The sequence below is a fragment of the Paraburkholderia sp. MM5384-R2 genome (assembly GCF_014201025.1).
Taxonomy (GTDB): Bacteria; Pseudomonadota; Gammaproteobacteria; order Burkholderiales; family Burkholderiaceae; genus Paraburkholderia; species Paraburkholderia tuberum.
Map to the genome: position 1 here is coordinate 80816 of NZ_JACHDI010000006.1, position 19021 is coordinate 99836.

19 protein-coding genes and 3 tRNA genes are annotated in these 19021 nt (G+C 64.2%); 14 read left to right on the plus strand and 8 right to left on the minus strand.

Annotation, left to right across the window (positions count from 1 at the left end; genetic code table 11):
• Positions 1-15 precede the first annotated feature (15 nt).
• The 7 genes from lepB to nagZ all read left to right on the plus strand — a co-directional run bounded on the left by lepB (position 16) and on the right by nagZ (position 6587).
• Positions 16-909 carry a signal peptidase I gene (gene lepB / locus HDG37_RS12455; protein ID WP_184047615.1) on the plus strand — a complete coding sequence of 298 codons (894 nt, stop codon included), beginning with the start codon at positions 16-18 and terminating at the stop codon, positions 907-909.
• A gap of 185 nt (positions 910-1094) precedes the next feature.
• Entirely contained in the window at positions 1095-2375 is a 1281-nt protein-coding gene (gene rnc, locus HDG37_RS12460; protein ID WP_184047618.1) for a ribonuclease III, read from the plus strand.
• 54 nt (positions 2376-2429) lie between these two features.
• The gene (gene era / locus HDG37_RS12465) at positions 2430-3329 is read left to right on the plus strand and encodes a GTPase Era (RefSeq protein ID WP_026225953.1); all 900 of its coding nucleotides are present in this window, start codon (positions 2430-2432) and stop codon (positions 3327-3329) included.
• Positions 3316-4239: a DNA repair protein RecO gene (gene recO / locus HDG37_RS12470; RefSeq protein WP_184047621.1), complete on the plus strand. Its 924-nt coding sequence runs from the start codon at positions 3316-3318 to the stop codon at positions 4237-4239. The genes era and recO overlap by 14 nt, the downstream gene beginning before the upstream one ends.
• Positions 4236-5000, plus strand: a complete 765-nt coding sequence (gene pdxJ, locus HDG37_RS12475; protein ID WP_184047624.1) for a pyridoxine 5'-phosphate synthase — start codon at positions 4236-4238, stop codon at positions 4998-5000. The genes recO and pdxJ overlap by 4 nt, the downstream gene beginning before the upstream one ends.
• 24 nt (positions 5001-5024) lie before the next feature.
• Positions 5025-5492 carry a holo-ACP synthase gene (acpS, locus tag HDG37_RS12480; RefSeq protein ID WP_184047627.1) on the plus strand — a complete coding sequence of 156 codons (468 nt, stop codon included), beginning with the start codon at positions 5025-5027 and terminating at the stop codon, positions 5490-5492.
• A 66-nt stretch (positions 5493-5558) separates the two neighbouring features.
• Positions 5559-6587 carry a beta-N-acetylhexosaminidase gene (gene nagZ, locus HDG37_RS12485; RefSeq protein WP_184047630.1) on the plus strand — a complete coding sequence of 343 codons (1029 nt, stop codon included), beginning with the start codon at positions 5559-5561 and terminating at the stop codon, positions 6585-6587.
• Between the two features lie 110 nt (positions 6588-6697).
• On the opposite strand, the gene HDG37_RS12490 is transcribed toward nagZ, so the two are convergent.
• The 4 genes from HDG37_RS12490 to earP all read right to left on the minus strand — a co-directional run bounded on the left by HDG37_RS12490 (position 6698) and on the right by earP (position 10904).
• On the minus strand, positions 6698-8080 hold the full coding sequence (locus HDG37_RS12490; RefSeq protein ID WP_184047633.1) for a sigma-54 dependent transcriptional regulator: 1383 nt from the start codon (positions 8078-8080) through the stop codon (positions 6698-6700).
• Positions 8081-8268: 188 nt separating this feature from the next.
• Complete coding sequence (locus HDG37_RS12495; RefSeq protein WP_090801149.1) at positions 8269-8475, minus strand: CsbD family protein; 207 nt, start codon at positions 8473-8475, stop codon at positions 8269-8271.
• Positions 8476-8757: 282 nt separating this feature from the next.
• Positions 8758-9315, minus strand: coding sequence for an elongation factor P (gene efp, locus HDG37_RS12500; RefSeq protein WP_184047636.1), 558 nt, complete (start codon positions 9313-9315; stop codon positions 8758-8760).
• A 395-nt stretch (positions 9316-9710) separates the two neighbouring features.
• Complete coding sequence (gene earP, locus HDG37_RS12505) at positions 9711-10904, minus strand: elongation factor P maturation arginine rhamnosyltransferase EarP (protein ID WP_184047639.1); 1194 nt, start codon at positions 10902-10904, stop codon at positions 9711-9713.
• 253 nt (positions 10905-11157) lie between these two features.
• Between earP and uvrC the strand changes: the two genes are divergently transcribed.
• The 5 genes from uvrC (at position 11158) to HDG37_RS12530 (ending at position 14799) form a co-directional block, all read left to right on the plus strand.
• The gene (gene uvrC, locus HDG37_RS12510) at positions 11158-13389 is read left to right on the plus strand and encodes an excinuclease ABC subunit UvrC (protein ID WP_184047642.1); all 2232 of its coding nucleotides are present in this window, start codon (positions 11158-11160) and stop codon (positions 13387-13389) included.
• A gap of 204 nt (positions 13390-13593) precedes the next feature.
• Complete coding sequence (pgsA, locus tag HDG37_RS12515; protein ID WP_062127799.1) at positions 13594-14187, plus strand: CDP-diacylglycerol--glycerol-3-phosphate 3-phosphatidyltransferase; 594 nt, start codon at positions 13594-13596, stop codon at positions 14185-14187.
• Between the two features lie 196 nt (positions 14188-14383).
• Positions 14384-14459, plus strand: a tRNA-Gly gene (locus HDG37_RS12520).
• 61 nt (positions 14460-14520) lie between these two features.
• Positions 14521-14596: transfer RNA gene (locus HDG37_RS12525), tRNA-Gly, on the plus strand.
• 129 nt (positions 14597-14725) lie between these two features.
• Positions 14726-14799, plus strand: a tRNA-Cys gene (locus HDG37_RS12530).
• 142 nt (positions 14800-14941) lie between these two features.
• On the opposite strand, the gene HDG37_RS12535 is transcribed toward HDG37_RS12530, so the two are convergent.
• A complete protein-coding gene (locus HDG37_RS12535; protein ID WP_184047645.1) occupies positions 14942-15130 on the minus strand; it encodes a hypothetical protein in 189 nt (62 codons plus the stop codon).
• 422 nt (positions 15131-15552) lie between these two features.
• Between HDG37_RS12535 and HDG37_RS12540 the strand changes: the two genes are divergently transcribed.
• Positions 15553-16302, plus strand: a complete 750-nt coding sequence (locus HDG37_RS12540; RefSeq protein ID WP_184047648.1) for a TraB/GumN family protein — start codon at positions 15553-15555, stop codon at positions 16300-16302.
• 139 nt (positions 16303-16441) lie between these two features.
• Positions 16442-16942 carry a GNAT family N-acetyltransferase gene (locus tag HDG37_RS12545; RefSeq protein WP_184047651.1) on the plus strand — a complete coding sequence of 167 codons (501 nt, stop codon included), beginning with the start codon at positions 16442-16444 and terminating at the stop codon, positions 16940-16942.
• A gap of 11 nt (positions 16943-16953) precedes the next feature.
• Here the strand turns inward: HDG37_RS12545 and HDG37_RS12550 are convergent, their stop codons facing one another.
• The 3 genes from HDG37_RS12550 to HDG37_RS12560 are packed head-to-tail and all read right to left on the minus strand — an operon-like array spanning position 16954 to position 18976.
• Positions 16954-17832, minus strand: coding sequence for a cytochrome c oxidase assembly protein (locus tag HDG37_RS12550; RefSeq protein WP_184047654.1), 879 nt, complete (start codon positions 17830-17832; stop codon positions 16954-16956).
• A gap of 39 nt (positions 17833-17871) precedes the next feature.
• A complete protein-coding gene (locus HDG37_RS12555; protein ID WP_090801139.1) occupies positions 17872-18333 on the minus strand; it encodes a copper chaperone PCu(A)C in 462 nt (153 codons plus the stop codon).
• 28 nt (positions 18334-18361) lie between these two features.
• Entirely contained in the window at positions 18362-18976 is a 615-nt protein-coding gene (locus tag HDG37_RS12560; RefSeq protein WP_184047657.1) for an SCO family protein, read from the minus strand.
• Between the last annotated feature and the right edge of the window lie 45 nt (positions 18977-19021).

The window sequence follows — 19021 nt, forward strand, 5'->3', positions numbered from 1 at the left end:
GAATAACGGAACCCTATGAATTTTGCGTTGATTCTTTTTGTGCTCGTCGTTTTGACGGGTGTCGCATGGGTCGCGGACAAACTGGTTTTCCTGCCGAAACGGCGCCGCGAGGCGGAAGCCGCAGTCGCCGAATTCGATCGTCAGCAGGCACGCATCGGCGAGCGTTTCGCCGATGAAAACGCCGCGCAGACGCGCGCGCGTCTGCGCGACGACAAGCTGCGTCAGCCGTGGTGGCTCGAATATACGGCGAGCTTTTTTCCGGTGATTCTGGTGGTGTTCGCCGTGCGCTCGTTCGTGATCGAGCCGTTCAAGATCCCATCGGGCTCCATGGTGCCGACGCTGCTGGTGGGCGACTTCATCCTCGTCAATAAATTCGAATATGGTCTACGTTTGCCGATTACCAACACGAGGATCACGCAGGGCAGTCCGGTCCATCGCGGCGACGTGGTGGTGTTCCGTTATCCTAAAGACGAATCGGTCGACTACATCAAGCGCGTCATTGGTCTGCCCGGCGACGTGATCGAGTATCAGGACAAGAAACTCACGATCAACGGCAAGCCGGTGCCTGAAACGCCGTTGCCCGATTATCTCGACGAAGAGCGTCTCGGTTATGCGAAGCAGTTCCAGGAAGATATCGACGGCCGCAAGAACGCGATTCTGAATAATCCGGCGGTGCCGCCGTTCATCGTCGGTGCGGAAGACTATCCGTATCGCGACAACTGCCAGTACAACGCGCGTGGCGTGATCTGCAAAGTGCCGCCGGGCAATATGTTCATGATGGGCGATAACCGCGACAACAGCGCGGATAGCCGGTACTGGGGTTTTGCGCCAGAACGCAATATCGTCGGCCGCGCATTTTTCATCTGGATGAACTTCAGCGATCTGCGGCGCATCGGCCCTTTCCAGTGAGTCGCGTGCATCGATCGCTTCATGAGCGCTTCTCAGACGCCGCGCGAATGACCGGCACCCGGTTATCTCGGTCGCGGCGTGTTGTCATGCTACTTTAAGAACTCGCGGTAACGTCGTTTCACCACGCTTTTTCCGCTGGCGCCCCGTGTTTCCGCCGGGTCAGGCGCCCGCGTTATACTCTGCCCATGCCCCTATCTCCGTTGGAAAGCCGTTTGCGCTACGAATTTCGCAATGCGGAATTGCTGCGCCAGGCTCTAACACACCGCAGTCATAGCTCCACGCATAACGAACGGCTCGAATTTCTCGGCGACTCCGTTCTGAATTGCGCGGTGGCTGCGCTTTTGTTCCAACGTTTCGGCAAACTCGACGAAGGCGACCTGTCTCGCGTGCGCGCCAATCTGGTCAAACAGCAGTCCCTCTACGAGATTGCTCAGGCAATCAATATTTCGGAGGGCCTGCGCCTCGGCGAAGGCGAGTTGCGCAGCGGCGGCTTCCGCCGCCCGTCGATCCTCGCGGATACGCTCGAGGCGGTGCTCGGTGCGATATTTCTGGACGGCGGATTCGAGGCTGCGCAGACGGTCATCAAGCGCCTTTACGTGCCGATTCTCGACCATATCGACCCGCGCACGCTTGGCAAGGACGCGAAGACGCTGCTGCAGGAGTATCTGCAGGGCCACAAGATTGCGTTGCCTACTTATACGGTCGTCGCCACGCATGGTGCGGCGCACAATCAGCAGTTCGAAGTGGAATGTACGGTGCCGAAGCTGGACGTCAAGGTGTCTGGCTCCGGCGCGAGCCGTCGCGCGGCGGAGCAGGCGGCCGCAAAGAAGGCGCTCGACGAAGTGATGGCCGCGGCGCCTGCCGTGGTCGCGAAGCCGAAGCGCTCGAAGGGCGCGCGTGCCGCGAAAAATGCCGAGCAGGAAATCGTGCCGGGCGTGACCGGCGTACAGGCCGCACTGGATTTGCGCACACCGGATCGCAAGAGCGCGCGCGGTGAAGGGCGCGCGCCTCTCGCGCCGGAAGCGCACGCCGACAAACCTTCCGTGGAAAAATCAGCTGCTGAAAGACCGGCGACCGAGCGTGCCGCGCCGGGTCCCGCCGGTGCGCCGTTGGCTGTAATTCGTGCCGCGCATGTGGAGTACAGCGGACAGGACAAGCCGGAGCGCGCCGAAAAGTCCGAAAAGACGGAGAGGGCCGACAAGGTTTCGATCCACGCGGGCGAGAAACCTGTCGACAAGCCGGCCGAAAAACCCGCAGCGGACAAAACCCCCGACCTCAAAGCCGACACGCCGTCACACGCTCGCGGCACAGACCGTCAGCGCAGCCGCGAAGCCGCGCCGGGGACTGCTGCGTCGAGCGTGAGCGCCGCGCCCGCGTCGGTTGTCTCGGTGCCCCCGGCCCCTGCCGAACACGAACCCGGCGTCGCCGACGCGGTGCAAACGCGCGTCGCCGATGCGGGCCATTGATTGCCATCGGCGTGCGCGTCGCGCGCGCCGAACTGAACCTGCCGTAGTCCGAATATGAACGCTCCCACTCCCACTGGTTTTCGCTGCGGCATGGTCGCGATCGTCGGCCGCCCGAATGTCGGCAAGTCCACGTTGATGAACGCGCTGGTCGGCCAGAAAGTCAGCATCACGTCGCGCAAGGCGCAGACCACGCGCCATCGCATTACCGGCATCAATACGCTGGAAGACGCCCAGTACATCTTCGTCGACACGCCCGGTTTTCAGACCAAACACAGCGGCGCCCTGAACCGCTCGCTGAACCGCGCCGTTACGTCGACGCTGACCTCGGTCGACGCGATCCTGTTCGTCATCGAAGCAGGCCGCTTCGGCCCTGACGACCAGAAGGTACTCGACCTGATCCCGGCGAAGGTCCCGACGCTGCTGATCGCGAACAAGCTCGATCGCGTGTCGGATAAAGACTCGCTGTTCCCGTTCATGCAGCAGATGAGCACGCTGCGCGAGTTCAACGAGATCGTGCCGCTGTCGGCGAAAAATTCCGACGACATCAAACGTCTGATGGCCACCGTCAAGCCGTTCCTGCCGGAAGGCGAGCCGATCTACGGCGAGGACGACCTGACCGATCGCAGCGAGCGCTTTCTTGCCGCCGAAATCCTGCGCGAGAAAGTCTTCCGCTGGACCGGCGACGAGCTGCCGTACACGAGCACCGTGCTGATCGAGAAGTTCGAAACCGAAGGGCGGCTGCGCCGTATCTTCGCGACGATCCTCGTCGATCGCGACATGCACAAGGCGATGATCATCGGCCAGAAGGGCGCGAAGCTGAAGCAGATCAGCACCGAGGCTCGCCTCGACATGGCCAAGCTGTTCGACGGGCCGGTGTACCTCGAAACCTTCGTCAAGGTGAAGAGCGGCTGGGCCGACAATGAAGCCGGGCTTCGTGCGTATGGGTACGAATGACGCGTGGATGACGCTCAATTCAGACGAGGCTTCGGATCAGCCGGAGCACGAACCGTCTCAGCCCGCGCGTAGCGCGAGGAAATCGTCGGCCGACGCAAAAAGCCCAAAAAGCCCAAAAAGCGCGAAATGCGCACCCGCCGACGATGGCGAGCCACGCAAAACGCCGGCGCGCCGCGCGCCGCGCACCTCCACATCCGAATATCGGATCACCGAGCAGCCCGCGTTCGTGCTGCATAGCTATCCGTATCGCGAGACCAGCCTGATCATCGACGTGCTGTCGCGCGATCACGGCCGTCTCGCGCTGGTCGCAAAGGGCGCGAAGCGCCCGCACTCCGCGCTGCGCGGCGTGCTGCAAACGTTCCAGCCGCTGTCGCTCGCGTGGTCGGGCAAGTCCGAAATGCGCACGCTGACCGGCGCCGAATGGGTCGGCGGCATGCTGCCGCTGACCGGCGACGCGCTGCTGTGCGGTTTCTACGTCAACGAACTGCTGGTGCGCTTCTGCGCGCGCGAGGACCCGCATCCTCAGTTGTTCCATCACTACGTCGTCACGCTGACGCGGCTCGCGCACGATGAGCCGCCGGTGCAGGTGCTGCGCTCGTTCGAACGCGTGCTGCTACGCGAGACCGGTTACGCGATGGCGCTCGACCGCACGGTCGCACGCAAAGCGGTGCTCGCCGACGGCCGCTACGTGTTCGATCCCGAGCGCGGGGTACGCGAGGCATCGGACGAATGGCCCGCGCAGTGGCCGGTAGTGTCGGGACAAACCTTGCTCGATATGGAAAAGGACGATTACCATCGAGCGCAGACCGTCGCGCAAAGCAAAACGCTGATGCGCTTTCTGCTCAACACCTATCTCGGCGGCGCGCCGCTTGCTACCCGCCAGATCCTGATCGACCTGCAGAACCTATGAGCTTCTTCCTGACTTCGCCGACCGCGATCGACCTCGGCGTGAACATCGACCACGTCGCCACGCTGCGCAACGCGCGTGGCACGTCCTATCCCGATCCGATACGCGCCGCGCTGATGGCCGAAGAAGCCGGCGCCGACGCGATCACGCTGCATCTACGCGAAGACCGCCGGCACATCGTCGATGCCGATGTTCGCAGGCTGCGTCCGCTGCTGAAAACGCGCATGAATCTCGAATGCGCGGTGACGCCGGAAATGCTCGACATCGCGTGCGCAGTGCAACCGCACGACGTCTGCCTCGTGCCGGAAAAGCGCGAGGAGCTGACGACCGAAGGCGGTCTCGACGTCGCCGGACAGTTCGAGGCGGTGCGCGCCGCATGCAAGCAACTGGCGGACGCGAACTCGCGCGTGTCGCTCTTCATCGACCCCGAGGAGACGCAGATTCGCGCCGCGCACGAAGCCGGCGCGCCGGTGATCGAGCTGCACACAGGCCGTTACGCGGAAGCTCATGATCCCGCGGAACAGCAGCGCGAATACGAGCGCATCGTGCGAGCAGTCGAATTCGGCGCGACGCTCGGCCTCAAAGTGAACGCGGGCCACGGCCTGCACTACACGAACGTGCAGCAGATCGCGGCGATCGACGGCATCGTCGAACTCAACATCGGCCATGCGATCGTCGCGCACGCGATCTTCGCGGGCTGGGACAACGCGGTGCGCGAGATGAAGGCGATCATGGTCGCCGCGCGTCTCGGCGCGCGCGCGTAACGCAATCTCGCGACGGACGCACGCATGGCAATCTACGGAATCGGCACCGACATCGTTCAGCTCAGCCGCGTAGCAGCGGTGATGACTCGCACCAATGGCCGTTTCGCCGAGAAAGTGCTCGGTCCCGACGAACTACGCGTGTACCACGCGCGCCACGCCCGTTCGGCGGCACGCGGTCTCGCGTTTCTCGCGACGCGCTTCTCGGCGAAAGAGGCGTTCTCGAAGGCAATCGGCCTCGGCATGCACTGGCCGATGAGCTGGCGTGCGCTGCAAACGCTGAACCGGCCGAGCGGCGAGCCGATGGTGGTCGCCTCCGGCGAGCTGGCCGACTGGCTCGACGTGCGCGGCATCACGGCGCGCGTGACGATCAGCGACGAGCGCGACTACGCGGTGTCGTTCGTGATCGCGGAGACGCAGCGGGCGGCCGATACGGAAGGTTCGTTGGCGGCGTCAGCGTCGCGGGCTTCGTCCGCCCGTTCCGCCACAGAATGAAAAGGTTGAGCGCGGCCGCTGGCGGTCGCGTTTGTGTTGTCTCACAGTCCTTTCCAGCGGAATTCGATGAAAACCACACCCGGACCGGTGATGCTCGACGTGGTCGGCAAAACGCTGAACCGCGATGACAAAAGGCGTCTCGCTCACCCGATGACCGGCGGCGTGATCCTGTTCGCGCGCCACTACGAGAGCCGCGCGCAACTGGTCGGGCTGACCGATGCCATCCGCGCGATTCGCCCGGATCTGCTGATCGCCGTCGATCACGAAGGCGGCCGCGTGCAGCGCTTTCGCACCGACGGCTTCACGGTGCTGCCGTCGATGGGTAAGCTCGGCGCGCTGTGGGACCAGGACGTGCTGCACGCGACCAAGGTGACGACCGCGGTCGGCTATATCCTCGCCGCGGAACTGCGCGCGTGCGGTATCGACATGAGCTTCACGCCGGTGCTCGACCTCGACTATGGACACTCGCAGGTGATCGGCGATCGCGCGTTCCATCGCGATGCGCGCGTGGTCGCGCTGCTCGCGAAGAGTTTGAACCACGGCCTCGCGCTCGCCGGCATGAGCAATTGCGGCAAGCATTTTCCAGGGCACGGATTCGCGCAGGCAGATTCGCACGTCGCGATGCCCGTCGACGAACGCCCGATCGACGAAATCCTCGGCAACGACGTCGCGCCGTACGACTGGCTCGGTCTGTCGCTTGGCGCGGTGCTGCCCGCGCACGTCGTCTATCCGCGGGTCGATGCGAAGCCGGCCGGCTTCTCGCGCATCTGGTTGCAGGACATCCTGCGCGGCAAGCTTGGCTTCGAAGGCGCGATCTTCAGCGACGATCTGTCGATGGAAGCCGCGCGCCAGGGCGGCACGCTGACCGAAGGTGCGCAAGCGGCCCTGGAGGCCGGCTGCGACATGGTGCTGATCTGCAACCAGCCGGACGAAGCGGAGAAGGTGCTCGACGCGCTGCGCGTCACGCCGGCGAGGGAATCGCAGCGGCGGCTGAAGCGCATGCGGCCGCGCGGTAAAGCGCTCAGGTGGAGCAAGCTGATGGCCGAGCCACGGTACGCCGAAGCGCAGAGGCTGCTGCGCAGTACGTTTGCATAAAAGGAAATGGCGCCTTGAAGCAATTCAAGGTGCCATTTTTTATCCGCTTCGAACGGTGCGAGCCGCCGTCGAGCTTTGCTTGACAACCGCAGCACGCGCGATCCGATCGCTCAGTTCAAGCGCATGCGCTGCAACTTGTTGTACAGCGTCTTCGGGCTGATTCCCAGCAACGACGCCGCGCGATGCCGCGTGCCGCCGACCGCGTCGAGCGTCGCGCGAATCAGCATTTCTTCGACGTCCGCGAGGGGCGTACCGACGGTCACCTGCACGCGACTGCCGTTCAGATCGCGGCCGTTCGCCGTGCTGGCTTCGTCGGCGCGCAACGACTCGATCACGTCGCCCGATGCCTGATAGGCGCGCCGCACGCGCTCCTGCAGTTCGCGCACGTTGCCCGGCCAGTCGTACGAGAGGCATTCGCGCAGGAAATTCGGCGCCGCCTGCTTCGCGACCTCGGCCGTACCGCGCGCGGTCGCTTCCACATTCAGTTCGTCGACGGCTGCCTGCGCGATCAGCAGCGGATCTTCACCACGCTCGCGCAGCGGTGGCAGCATGACCGCGGCGGCTTCGAGGCGCAGCGCGAGGTCCTGATGCAGCGAGCCGTCCGCGACCGCCGCGCGCGGCGGCTTGCGCGTCGACGCGATGAGCCGGAAGTCGGTCACGATGTGGCTGGTACCGCCCACGCGCATGAAGGTCTGCGAATCGAGCGCGCGCAACAGCGCTTCCTGCTGCGTGCGCGGCAGCTCGGTGATTTCGTTGATGAACAACGTGCCGCCGCTCGCCTGTTCGAAGAGGCCCGGCTCGCGCTGCTCGGCGCCGCCGAACGCTCCGCGTTCGTGACCGAGCAGCATGCTGTCGAGCGAGCGATTGAGCCCGCCCGCGGTCGCGCCGCGGCAATCGAACGTGACGAACGGGCCTTTGCGGCGGCGGCTCATGTCGTGCAGCGTGCGCGCGGCGATCTGCTTGCCGGTGCCAGCCTCGCCGGAGATCAGCACCGCGGCTTCTGTCGGCGCGAGACGCTCGATCGTGTCGTACACGTGCTGAATGGGGCCGCTGCGACCGAGCATTGAGCCGAAGCGCCCAAGCTGACGCAGCGCCGCGCGCAGTGCCTGGACCTCCTCGGTCAGTTCATAAGGCCGCGGAATGCGCGCGAGCAGGCTGCGCAGGCGCGGAATGTTGACCGGCTTCAGCAGATAGTCCCAGATACCGTGCCGCAAGCCCTCGATCGCACTCTCGACGGTCGCATTGCCGGTCATCACGATCACCGGAAGCGCGCCGCCCGGCGGATGCGCGGGCAGATGCTGCAACAGATCGAGGCCGCTGCCGTCCGGCAGATTCAGGTCGACGAGCACGACGTCGGGGATGAAGCGCGTCAATGCGCCGCGGGCCTCGGCGAGCGTGGTCGCGGTGTCGACTGAAAAGCCGTCGGCGGCGAGGATTGCCGACAGACCGGACAGGCTATTGGGATCGTCTTCAACAATCAGGGCGTGTGGCATGGCGAGCGCAATTTTATGAATGGGTTGAATGCCCGGTGCGCCGCCAACGCTGATGGCGCGCACCGCGGACTCTGGGGGCTCGATGACAGGGCTAAACGAACGGTCCCTGGGCGATGAAAAAACGACAGCCGCCGGCACTGCGCCTTGGGTCACGCGGGCCGGCGCCTGTAGTTCCTTCACTGGTCCTGTCAGAAATCCCGGTTGCTATCGAAAAACCGGCGCACTTCGAGTTCCGCCTGTTCACGGGTTTTGCCATAACGTTCCTGAATCAGACCAGCGAGCTTGTCGGCCCGGCCTTCGGCCTTGGTCAACTCGTCGTCCGTCAGTTCGCCCCATGCGGTCTTCGCCTTGCCGATCATCTGTCTCCATTTACCTTCAGCGATGTCGTTGTTCATGGTGCCTCTCCCAGGAGTGGAAAATGAGCGATACTCGCGTAACTCTCTCCACCTAGCAGAGATCGTGCCAAAGAGCGTGGACGAAATCGATCAAGGGCTTGCTGCGCGCCCAGCGCGAAATCCGGATGTCGCGATGGTAATTTTGAGAAATTTGCCGGTAAAGTTTTCCTAAACCATACACGGCGCGACAGAAAAGAAAAAGCGCCCAAAAATTGAGCGCTTTTTGTGCAGGCCGGGAGGCCGGCAGGGCGCCGGCGCTGGCGGGGTGACGCAGATGGGCGCTTAGGCGCGGCTGCGGTACTCGTGCGTACGCGTGTCGATTTCGATCTTGTCGCCGATGTTGCAGAAGAGCGGCACTTGCAGTTCGAAGCCGGTGTTCAGCTTGGCGTTCTTCAGCACCTTGCCCGACGACGTATCGCCCTTGATGGCCGGTTCCGTGTAGATGATTTCGCGAACCAGCGTGGTCGGCAGTTCGACCGAGATCGCCTTCTCGTTGTAGAACACGACTTCGCAAGCCATGCCGTCTTCAAGGTAGTGCATCGCGTCGCCCATCATTTCGGCTTCGACTTCGTACTGGTTGTAGTCGGCGTCCATGAACACGTACATCGGGTCGGCGAAATACGAGTACGTCACTTCCTTGCGCTCGAGCACGACGACGTCGAACTTGTCGTCCGCCTTGTACACGGTTTCCATGCCTGCGCCGGTCAGCAGGTTCTTGAACTTCATCTTGACGACGGCGGAGTTACGGCCCGATTTGTTGTATTCGGCCTTTTGCACGACCATTGCGTCTGCGCCGATCATCACGACGTTGCCGGTGCGGAGTTCCTGTGCGGTCTTCATAAAACTGTCCTGTACGAGATAAATAGCTTGACTGTTGCTCAACGGCATACGGCGCAAGCGGCTTCGGCGTTTCGCCCACCGCCTGCCGCGCGCCGCGTGAAGCGGCCGCGCAGCCCGGATGCGTGAAACGGGATCGGCTCGCGGCGAAAACCCGGGGGCGTGATGCCTCGGCGTTCCACCTGTCCGTTACCTGATTTTTACCCTGTTCGGGCGTGTACACGAGTGGCGCCGATCTGCAACACGCCCAAACATACGTCCCTTTTTTGACATTCGCGTGCCCGACCGGAAGATTGGGACGCGTGCTGTGTTTTTCGAGGGGACCGGCCAGACGGGCTGACCATGGGGTAGTTGGTCTAATCGGGCCGCGCTTGCGTCGTCGGCCGTTGGATAACCGCTTATTTTAACTGAGTTTTTGCGAACGAGGTCAGATTTCCGGCGAGATCGCCGACTTGCGCGAGTTCGACCGCCCAGCCAGCGGCGCGCCGTTTCAGGGCCGGATAGTGGCGCTGGAATTCCGCCCAGTCCGGCTGACCAGCGCCGTTCCACGCGTGCCAGAAGCGCTCGAGCGCGGCGCGCGCGTCAGCTGGGAGCGTGCGGGTGTAGTGCGCAAGTGCGGCGTCGAGCTTTGGCAGATGGGCGTCGTCGGCCTGCGGGTAGATGTGCCAGACGAACGGCTTGGCGGCCCACTGCGCGCGCACGAACGAGTCCTCGCCGCGTACGAAATTGACGTCGCTCGCCCATAGCAGTGCGTCGTAGCCAGGCTGTTCGGTGAACGCGAGCGCGTGCGCGCTGAGGTTGCCGAGCGTCGCATGGGTGCCCGCTGCAAACGACGGTAGGCCGAAAAAGCGCGCCAGCGCGCCGGAAATGCGTCCTTCGGGCACCAGCAGCACGATCGGGTTTGCGTTGTCGCGCCATTGTTCGAGCAGGCTGTCGACGGCCGGGTTTTCGTAGGCGAACAGCGACACGACCGTCGCGTCGGCGGGCGGCGGCGCGTGGCCCGTGACGTTGCGCCACCAGTCGGTGCGCGCGGCGGGCGACGCTTCGAACGCGGCGCGCGCCGCGTCGAGATCGCGCTCCTTCAGGACGCCACCGGTGCCGGGGCCGAGTCCGGGGAAAAAGAAGGTCTTTCTGAGAGCGTAGCGCGGATGCGGCGATGGCCGCAGATGAAAATCGGCGATCCAGTCCTCGGCGCTCAGATATTCGAGGTTGAACCAGAGCGGCACGCTCGCTCGCTCTGCCATCGCCGCGATATAGACGGGCGGCAGTTCGCAGGCGAACGCCTCGATCACGACGTCGGCGACTTCGAGCGTATCGCCAACATGGGACGGCTCGTGCCAATGCTCGACGACGATGCCGTCGAGCGTCTGCCGCGCACGCTCCAGCTCGAGCGACGGGCACAGCCTCCTGAACGCATGCAGATCGTCGACGAACACGCGCACCTGCCAGCCGTGCTCACGCGCGAGTTGGCGCGCAAGGCGCCAGCACACGCCGATGTCGCCGAAGTTGTCGATCACCGCGCAGAAGATATCGCAGGCGATCGGGTTGGCAGGGGCGGCGGGTGATCCGGAATCGGGCGCGACGGAGGACATGGCGGCTCGGCTGGCTCGGTGACTCCGGCGAACGGAGCGGGTTCGAACGAACGCGGAATGTTCTAAACTGGCGATTCTAAAGCCTCGCTCGCGATCGCGCGCGCCCTTTGTCCGCCATGCGGGCCGCATCGGCGACACGCGACATGACCCCCGGCGCACGATGCCGGGCACCCGGCGGCGCAATCGGTGCAATCAGTGCAATCGGTGCAAGCGGCGAGGCAGCGCGAGACAGTCCCACCCCAATCGATCCCGCATGACCGAACCCGAAGCCAGCGACGCCCCCGACACCTTCGAGCCGAAAACAGTGCTCGCCCAACTGCCGCATCTGCCCGGCGTCTACCGCTATTACGACACGAGTGGCGCGGTGCTCTACGTCGGCAAGGCGCGCGATCTGAAGAAGCGCGTATCGAGCTACTTCACGAAGACGCAGCTGTCGCCGCGTATCGCGATGATGGTCACGCGCATCGCGCGCATCGAGACCACGGTCACGCGTTCCGAGGCCGAGGCGTTGCTGCTCGAAAACAATCTGATCAAGGCGCTCACGCCGCGTTACAACATCCTGTTTCGCGACGACAAGTCGTATCCCTATCTGAAGCTGACCGGCCACAAGTTTCCGCGCATGGCCTATTACCGCGGCTCGGTCGATCGCAAGAACCAGTACTTCGGCCCGTTCCCGAGCGCGTGGGCGGTGCGCGAGAGCATCCAGATCCTGCAGCGCGTGTTCCAGCTGCGCACCTGCGAGGACTCGGTGTTCAACAACCGCACGCGGCCGTGTCTGCTGCATCAGATCGGCCGTTGCACGGCGCCGTGCGTCGCGAACATCAGCGAGGAGGATTACGCGCGCGACGTCGCCAACGCGTCGCGCTTTCTGCTCGGCCGTCAGGGCGAGGTGATGAAGGAGCTCGAGCAGAAGATGCATGCGTTCGCGAGCGAGCTGAAGTTCGAGCAGGCCGCGGCGGTGCGCAACCAGATGAGTTCGCTGTCGACGGTGCTGCATCAGCAGGCAATCGAAGTCGGCGGCGACAGCGACGTCGACATTCTCGCGGTAGTCGCGCTGGGCGGCCGCGTGTGCGTGAATCTCGCGATGGTGCGCGGCGGACGACATCTCGGCGACAAGGCGTACTTTCCCACGCACGTGGAGAGCGCGTTGACGGCGGAGGAAGGCGGGCTCGAAGAAGACGGCGCTCAGGACGATGCATCGGCGGATGCGCGAGCGGTCGCGCCATCGGCCGCGGCGGCGAGCGCCTCGGCCGATGCGCTCGCGATCGCTCAGGACATGCCGTCGGAAGACGAGGACGCCGATGGTAGTGAAGAAGACGCGATCGACGAGGCTGCCGAAGCGAGCCCGGACGCCGTCAGCGACGAAGTCGCGGACGAAGGCACCGACGGGAACGCAGAGTCCGGCCCCGCGGCGAAGCGCCGCAACGGCCGCGCGCCAGGCGGCATCGAATCCGAAGTGCTCGAAGCGTTCATCGCGCAGCATTACCTCGGCAATCGCGTGCCGCCGGTGCTGGTGGTCAGCCACGCGCCGGCGCGCGAACTCGTCGACGTGCTGATCGAGCAGGCGGGCCACAAGGTGACCGTACTGCGTCAACCGCAAGGACAGCGGCGCGCGTGGCTCGCGATGGCCGAGCAGAACGCGCGGCTCGCGCTCGCGCGCCTGCTCTCCGAGCAGGGCTCGCAGCAGGCGCGCACGCGCGCGTTGACCGACACGCTCGGCATGGAGTGCGACGACCTCGCGCATCTGCGCATCGAATGCTTCGACATCAGTCACACGATGGGCGAGGCGACGCAGGCGTCCTGCGTCGTCTATCACCACCACAAGATGCAGTCGTCCGAGTATCGCCGCTACAACATCGCCGGCATCACGCCCGGTGACGATTACGCGGCGATGCGCCAGGTGCTCACGCGCCGCTATGAAAAGATGGTCGCGCAGGCCGCCGCGAATGCGAGCGACGAAGCCGCCGAATCGCAAAGTGACGCGGCCGCCGATCCCGCGCTCGCCGCCGATGCCGCCGAGCCGGCCGCGGCCGGCGGCGTGCTGCCGACCATCGTGCTGATCGACGGCGGCAAGGGGCAGGTGGAGATCGCGCGGCAGGTGTTCACGGAGTTGGGGCTCGATACTGGCATGCTGGTCGGCGTCGCGAAGGGCGAGGGGCGCAAGGTCGGTCTCGAGACGCTGATTTTCGCGGACGGCCGCACGCCGCTCGAACTCGGCAAGGAAAGCGCCGCGCTGATGCTGGTCGCGCAGATCCGCGACGAAGCGCATCGTTTCGCGATCACCGGCATGCGCGCCAAACGCGGCAAGACGCGCCAGACCTCGCGGCTCGAAGAACTCGAAGGCGTAGGGGCGAAGCGGCGTCAGCGCCTGCTGGCGCGCTTTGGCGGCTTGCGCGGCGTGGTGGCCGCGAGCGTCGAGGATCTCGCGAGCGTCGAAGGCATTTCGCAGGCGCTCGCCGAGCAGATCTACCGGCAACTGCATTGAATTGGCGGGCCACGCCGGGCTGTGATCGGAACGACGGTTCGTCGGACCCGCGGCGTCGCGCTGCGGATGCGCTGGCTGCGAACCACGCGCCCGGGGGCGGCTCGCTTGCCGCCCCCGCGCGGCCATGCCTGGGCGCGCTTGCTTGTGGCAGGCCCTGTGACACGGCACAATTGCAACTCACTCGTCAGACGCTGCGCCTGCCCCATGCCGTTTAATTTCCCGATATTCCTGACCTGGCTGCGGATCGTGCTGATTCCGCTCGTCGTCGGTGTGTTCTATTTGCCCGACATGATGATGAGCCCCGCGCACCGCAATCTCGCGGCCGCGACGATCTTCATCCTGGCGGCGCTCACCGACTGGTTCGACGGCTTTCTGGCCCGCAAATGGAATCAGACCTCGGCATTCGGCGCGTTTCTCGATCCGGTCGCCGACAAGCTGATGGTCACCGCGGCGCTGCTCGTGCTCGTGCAACTCACGCGGATCGATTCCGCGATCGCGCTCGTGATCGTCGGACGTGAAATCGCGATCTCGGCCCTGCGCGAATGGATGGCGCAGATCGGTGCGTCGAAGAGCGTCGCGGTGAACTCGCTCGGCAAGTTCAAGACCGCTTGCCAGATGGTCGCGATTCCCATGCTGCTGTTCTATGGCCCGCTGCCGCTCGGTGGCGGCGTGACGGTCGACACGCGCGTGTGGGGCCTGTGGCTGATCTATCTGGCTGCGTTCCTGACGATCTGGTCGATGCTGTACTACATGAAGCTCGCGTGGCCGCAGATTCGCGAGCGCGGCGGCATTGCGTGACGGTGTGAATAGAAGAGCACGGGGGCGCAAAAGTGTGTTCGAACCCCGCACTACTATGAGAGAAATATTTTCCTTAACGCAGACGGGCAAAGGGGTTGACACGTTTCAGTCGATTCTCCATAATCTCGTTTCTCCGATGCACGCAACGCGAAACACCGGAGACGCAGTAAAGCAGTAGCGGTAAATGCAGCACAACGCGGGAATAGCTCAGTTGGTAGAGCGCAACCTTGCCAAGGTTGAGGTCGCGAGTTCGAGCCTCGTTTCCCGCTCCAGTATTCGAAGCATCGCGTTGTTTGGCGAAGTAAAAAAGGCAGCGCGGTGAAGCAGTTCAATGCGGGAGTAGCTCAGTTGGTAGAGCGCAACCTTGCCAAGGTTGAGGTCGCGAGTTCGAGCCTCGTCTCCCGCTCCATACATCAGGGGAAGCAGCGCTTCCCTTTTTGTTTGGAAGGCCGCTCGTTCTGAACTTTCCAGAGCTTCGGTTCTTCTGGTAATTACCAGATAAATCTGCGAACCCGTGTCCAGGTTCCAGTCCGCTTGTGGCGCGATAGCAAAGCGGTTATGCAGCGGCCTGCAAAGCCGTTTAGGCCGGTTCGACTCCGGCTCGCGCCTCCAGTCTTTGATGTAAAGCGAAAGCCCCGACTTGTCGGGGCTTTTCTTTTTCTGTTCCTCTCTTCGCCAGCCTTGTCGATCGTCGTCATCAATGTGAGCGGAGCGGTCGATCCGACTGCGTGCCGCAGACGTTCCTCCGAATCGATCAGAAATTGAGCGCGGATTTGATTGACTGCACGGCAGCGGTGTTCAGGAAGCAGTAGTTCTCTTGCGGCGTACCGCCTCCGAGCGGTGCTATCTGCATCGTTGTGCCGCTCCTGATCGTGTAACCCGCGTAGATGCCGCCGTTGTTCTGGTAATACACGCGATAGTCGGTCGTGCTACTCCTGAGCACGCTGTTGGCCACTCATGCGCGAACGCCCTGCAACGGACGATCTGGCCATCGGAAAGCTGATAGGTCTTGTCGTCCGTCGTGCTGGAGTAGGGAAAGAAACCTTCCAGCGTCGATACCGTTGCCGAGCAGGGCGCTATTCGTGAAGAGTTCGGACGGCGTCGCGGATATCAGGCCGGTGGAAGAGTATTACGGCAGCAATGGCGTGAGAAACGAGCGCTATACGACCGAACTCGAGTCGTTAAAAAGAGCGGGCAATAATCGGGTTCAGGCGTTTGATGCGTTCCCGCATTCATTAGGGCAGCGCATTCCGCTCAACGGCGTGTCCGGCACGCGCACGGGAAGGGCAACGCACGCCGGCGCGCCTCATCCAGGCCGGGCGATAGAATCGCACCATCGTCATCGCCCGTTTTCATTGAAGCCGCATGTATTTTCAACTCACCGGCACTCAGGTCCGCCTGCTCGGCTCGATGCATCTGTTTCCCGCGACGAGCCGTCGAACGCCGCCATGGGTCGCCGAAGCCTATGACTGGGCCGACGCGCTCGTATTCGAGTCCGACCCAGCAACGATCCTGCCGTTTCTCAAAGCCGACGCACACCCCGACGCCGCGCAACTGCGGCCCCTGATGCGCGACGAAGCCTGGACGCAACTGCGGGCGCTGTGGCCGACCGATGGCCTGCTCGCGCCGCTTGAAACACTGCGTCCGTGGGCCGCGCTGATCGTCGCGCCGACGCTGCTGCAGCAGGTCGTCGAGGGTGTCGAGCCGCGCATGTTGCGCTCGGCGCTCGCGCAGGCGAAGCCGTATCGATATCTCGAGTCCGCGCGGGACGTCGCAGTCGCGCTCGAATCGATTCCGCTCGAAGCCATTGCCGCGGCGCTCGACATCCTGATGGCCGACCGCGGCGAACCGCAGCGCACGCTCGAACGGATGCACGCGGCGTGGCTGGAGGGCGATCTGCACGCGATACAGCAAATCGCCGTCGAAGCGCCGATGTTCAATCTGGCCGGCATCCGTCAGGCGATTCTCGACGTGCGCAATCGCGCGTGGGCCGCGCGGCTGAGCGAGTTGCTGGAGGTTCGCGAGCGCACGCTCGTGGTCGTCGGCGCGCTGCATCTATGCGGCCCCGGCAATCTCCCCGACTGTCTCGCGCGACCCGTGCAAGCGGTGTTCTGAACGCGTGCGCGGCTTTCGCGACTGAAGACAGCCGTGTCGACCGCCCGGATGCCAGGCCTGCGCATGCTCGATGACGAGGCGCGCGGCATAATTGCGGATCGTTGCCCGCGCTGTCGCGCATTGACCCTGAAAGCTACCGATGATTGAACCGCAACACACCGCCGCCGCGCGGCTCGCCCAGCTCGAATGGCGCTGGAAGCCGTTCGGGAACCTCACGAGCGTCGAAGTCTATGAGATGCTGGCCGCCCGCAGCGCGGTGTTCGTCGTCGAACAGAACTGCGTGTATGGCGATATCGATGGGCTCGACGTCGAAGCCTGGCATCTGCTTGCGTATGGCACCGGCGACGGTGCGGCGCTGCCGCCGTTGGCCGGCTATCTGCGCGTGTTGTTGCCCGATGCGGCGGATGCCGATGTGCGCATCGGCCGGGTGTTGACGACCGCGCCGTTTCGCGGCATCGGTCTCGGCAATGCGATGCTCGAACGCTCGCTCGCGCAAATCCGTGCGCAGTGGCCCGATACGCCGATCCGTCTGCACGCGCAGGCGCATCTGCAAGGCTTTTACGGTGCGTTCGGCTTCGAGCCGGTCTCGGAGATTCACGACGAAGATGGCATCCCGCATGTGTGGATGCGCGCGCTGTGAACGCGAACGGGTCAGCGGTTCGTGGTCGTCGACGCCGCATGCGTGAGCCCGCGCGCCGCTTTTGCATGCCGCTCGGCGCGCAGGCGTCCGCGAGACGACAGCCGCATCCAGTGACGCAGCGCGATCAGCGCGCCGACTACGCTCATCATCGAACCCGGAATCCATAGCAGGAGCCCGCCGATCTGCTGATCGCGCATCGGGCTCAGCCACGTGAACGCGCGGCCGCAGATCGAGTAGATCGGATACAACTCGTGCGTCGTAAAAAAGATGAATGCGCCGAGAACGATCTGTGGCGGAATCGCCGCGATCACGACGAGCACGCGCTTGCCCGGAGACAGACGCGCGGGCGGCGCCGGACGCGGATCGAGTACGAGCCACCAGAACAGCAGGCCGTCGATCGCCACGCTCCAGTTCATGACGCGATAGAGCCGCCAGTCGAGCATCGCGACGAAATGAATCGGCGACAGCAGCCAGAAATAGATCAGCCCGACGAATAGCGTGACCGCGACGACCGGGTGCATGACGACGTCGAGCGCCGTGCGCACGAGCGGTGTTTGCAGCACGGGCCGCACCAAGCGCTGTCGCCAGCGCAACGGAATTCCCGCGCGCAACGCCGCGCCCGGATACGACAGCGCAATGAAGAACGGCCCGAGATGATGCAGCACCAGATGCTGCAAGCGATGCATGAAGAATTCATGCTCGAAGAAATAATCGAGCCGCGTATGCAGCACGACATACAGCGCGACCAGCCCGAACCAGAATGACAGACGCCGCGCGAACGACAGCCGCGCCTTGCGTGCGCCGCGCACGAAAAGGATCGCGGGGATCAGCAACGCGATCACGACGGTCGGCGAAAACTCCCAGGGATCGAGCCAGTAGAGCAGGTTCATGGCGATGGCGCGTGCGGTGGCGGCGGCCCGTCGTGCCGCTTACTTGGTCTGGCCCGGGGACTTGACCGCAAACGGCGCGCTCACTGTTTCGCCGTCGGAGAACTTCAGCGTCAGACGCACGGTGTCGCCCGGCGCGACCTTGTGCTTCGCGTCCTCGAGCATCACGTGATAGCCGCCCGGCGCGATCGCGACCTGGCCATGCGCGGGCACCGTCAGCTTGTCGACCATCACCATCTTCTGCGTCGATCCGTTCGATACGGTTTGATGCAGCATCGCATCGCCGTAGTCGTCGCTCGATACATCGACGAGGTCGATCGGCTTGTCGCTCGCGTTGACGAGCGTCGCATAGCCGGCCGCGGGCAGGTTGTTCGGCAGCCAGCGCACCCACGCGTCCTTGATGCTGATCGCGTGAGCATCGGCCGCTTGCGCGGCCGACGCGGCGCCGAGCGACAGCGCGAGCGCGCAGGCGAGGGAAGCGATTGGTTTGAGCTTGATCGTCATGATGGAATGGAGTGGGATCAAAGAAGAATCAGGATTGGTCATCGATGATGCGGCGCAGGTCCTGCGCGATCGCATCGGGCGTGTCGTGATCGGTGGCGAGCAGGCGCGCGCGGCCCCGGCTGTCGAACACATAGACGGCGGAGCTGTGCATGACCTCGTAGTTGCCGTTCGGGTCGCGCTTTTCCATCTGATAAGCGACACGATAGCGCTTGGCCAGCGACTCGATCTGCCAGTCGGTACCGGTCAGCCCTTCGGCGTGCTGTGCGTCGAACGCGCCGACATAGTCGTGCAAGGCCCGCGGCGTGTCGCGCGCGGGATCGACGGTGATGAACAGAATGCGCACTTTCTGCGCATCGGGACCGAGCTTGCCGAGCACCTGCATCAGACGGCCCATCGTCTCGGGACAGACGTCCGGGCAATGCGTGTAGCCGAAGTAGACCAGCGACGTGCGGCCCCTGAACGACGCGGCGTTGACGGGACGGCCGGTGTCGTCGGTCAAGGTGAAGTCCAGATCCGGCAGGTGGCCGGTCACGTTGGTCAACTGCCACGGCTCGGCGCGCTGTGTGCAACCGGTCAGCGCGGCGAGCGCGACCAGCGTGCCCAGCGCGGTTGCCGCCGCAAACCGGCGTGCCAACCCGTGCATCAAGCGGTGCGTGAGTCGCTTGGGTCGTGAGCGGGACAGGTTCGG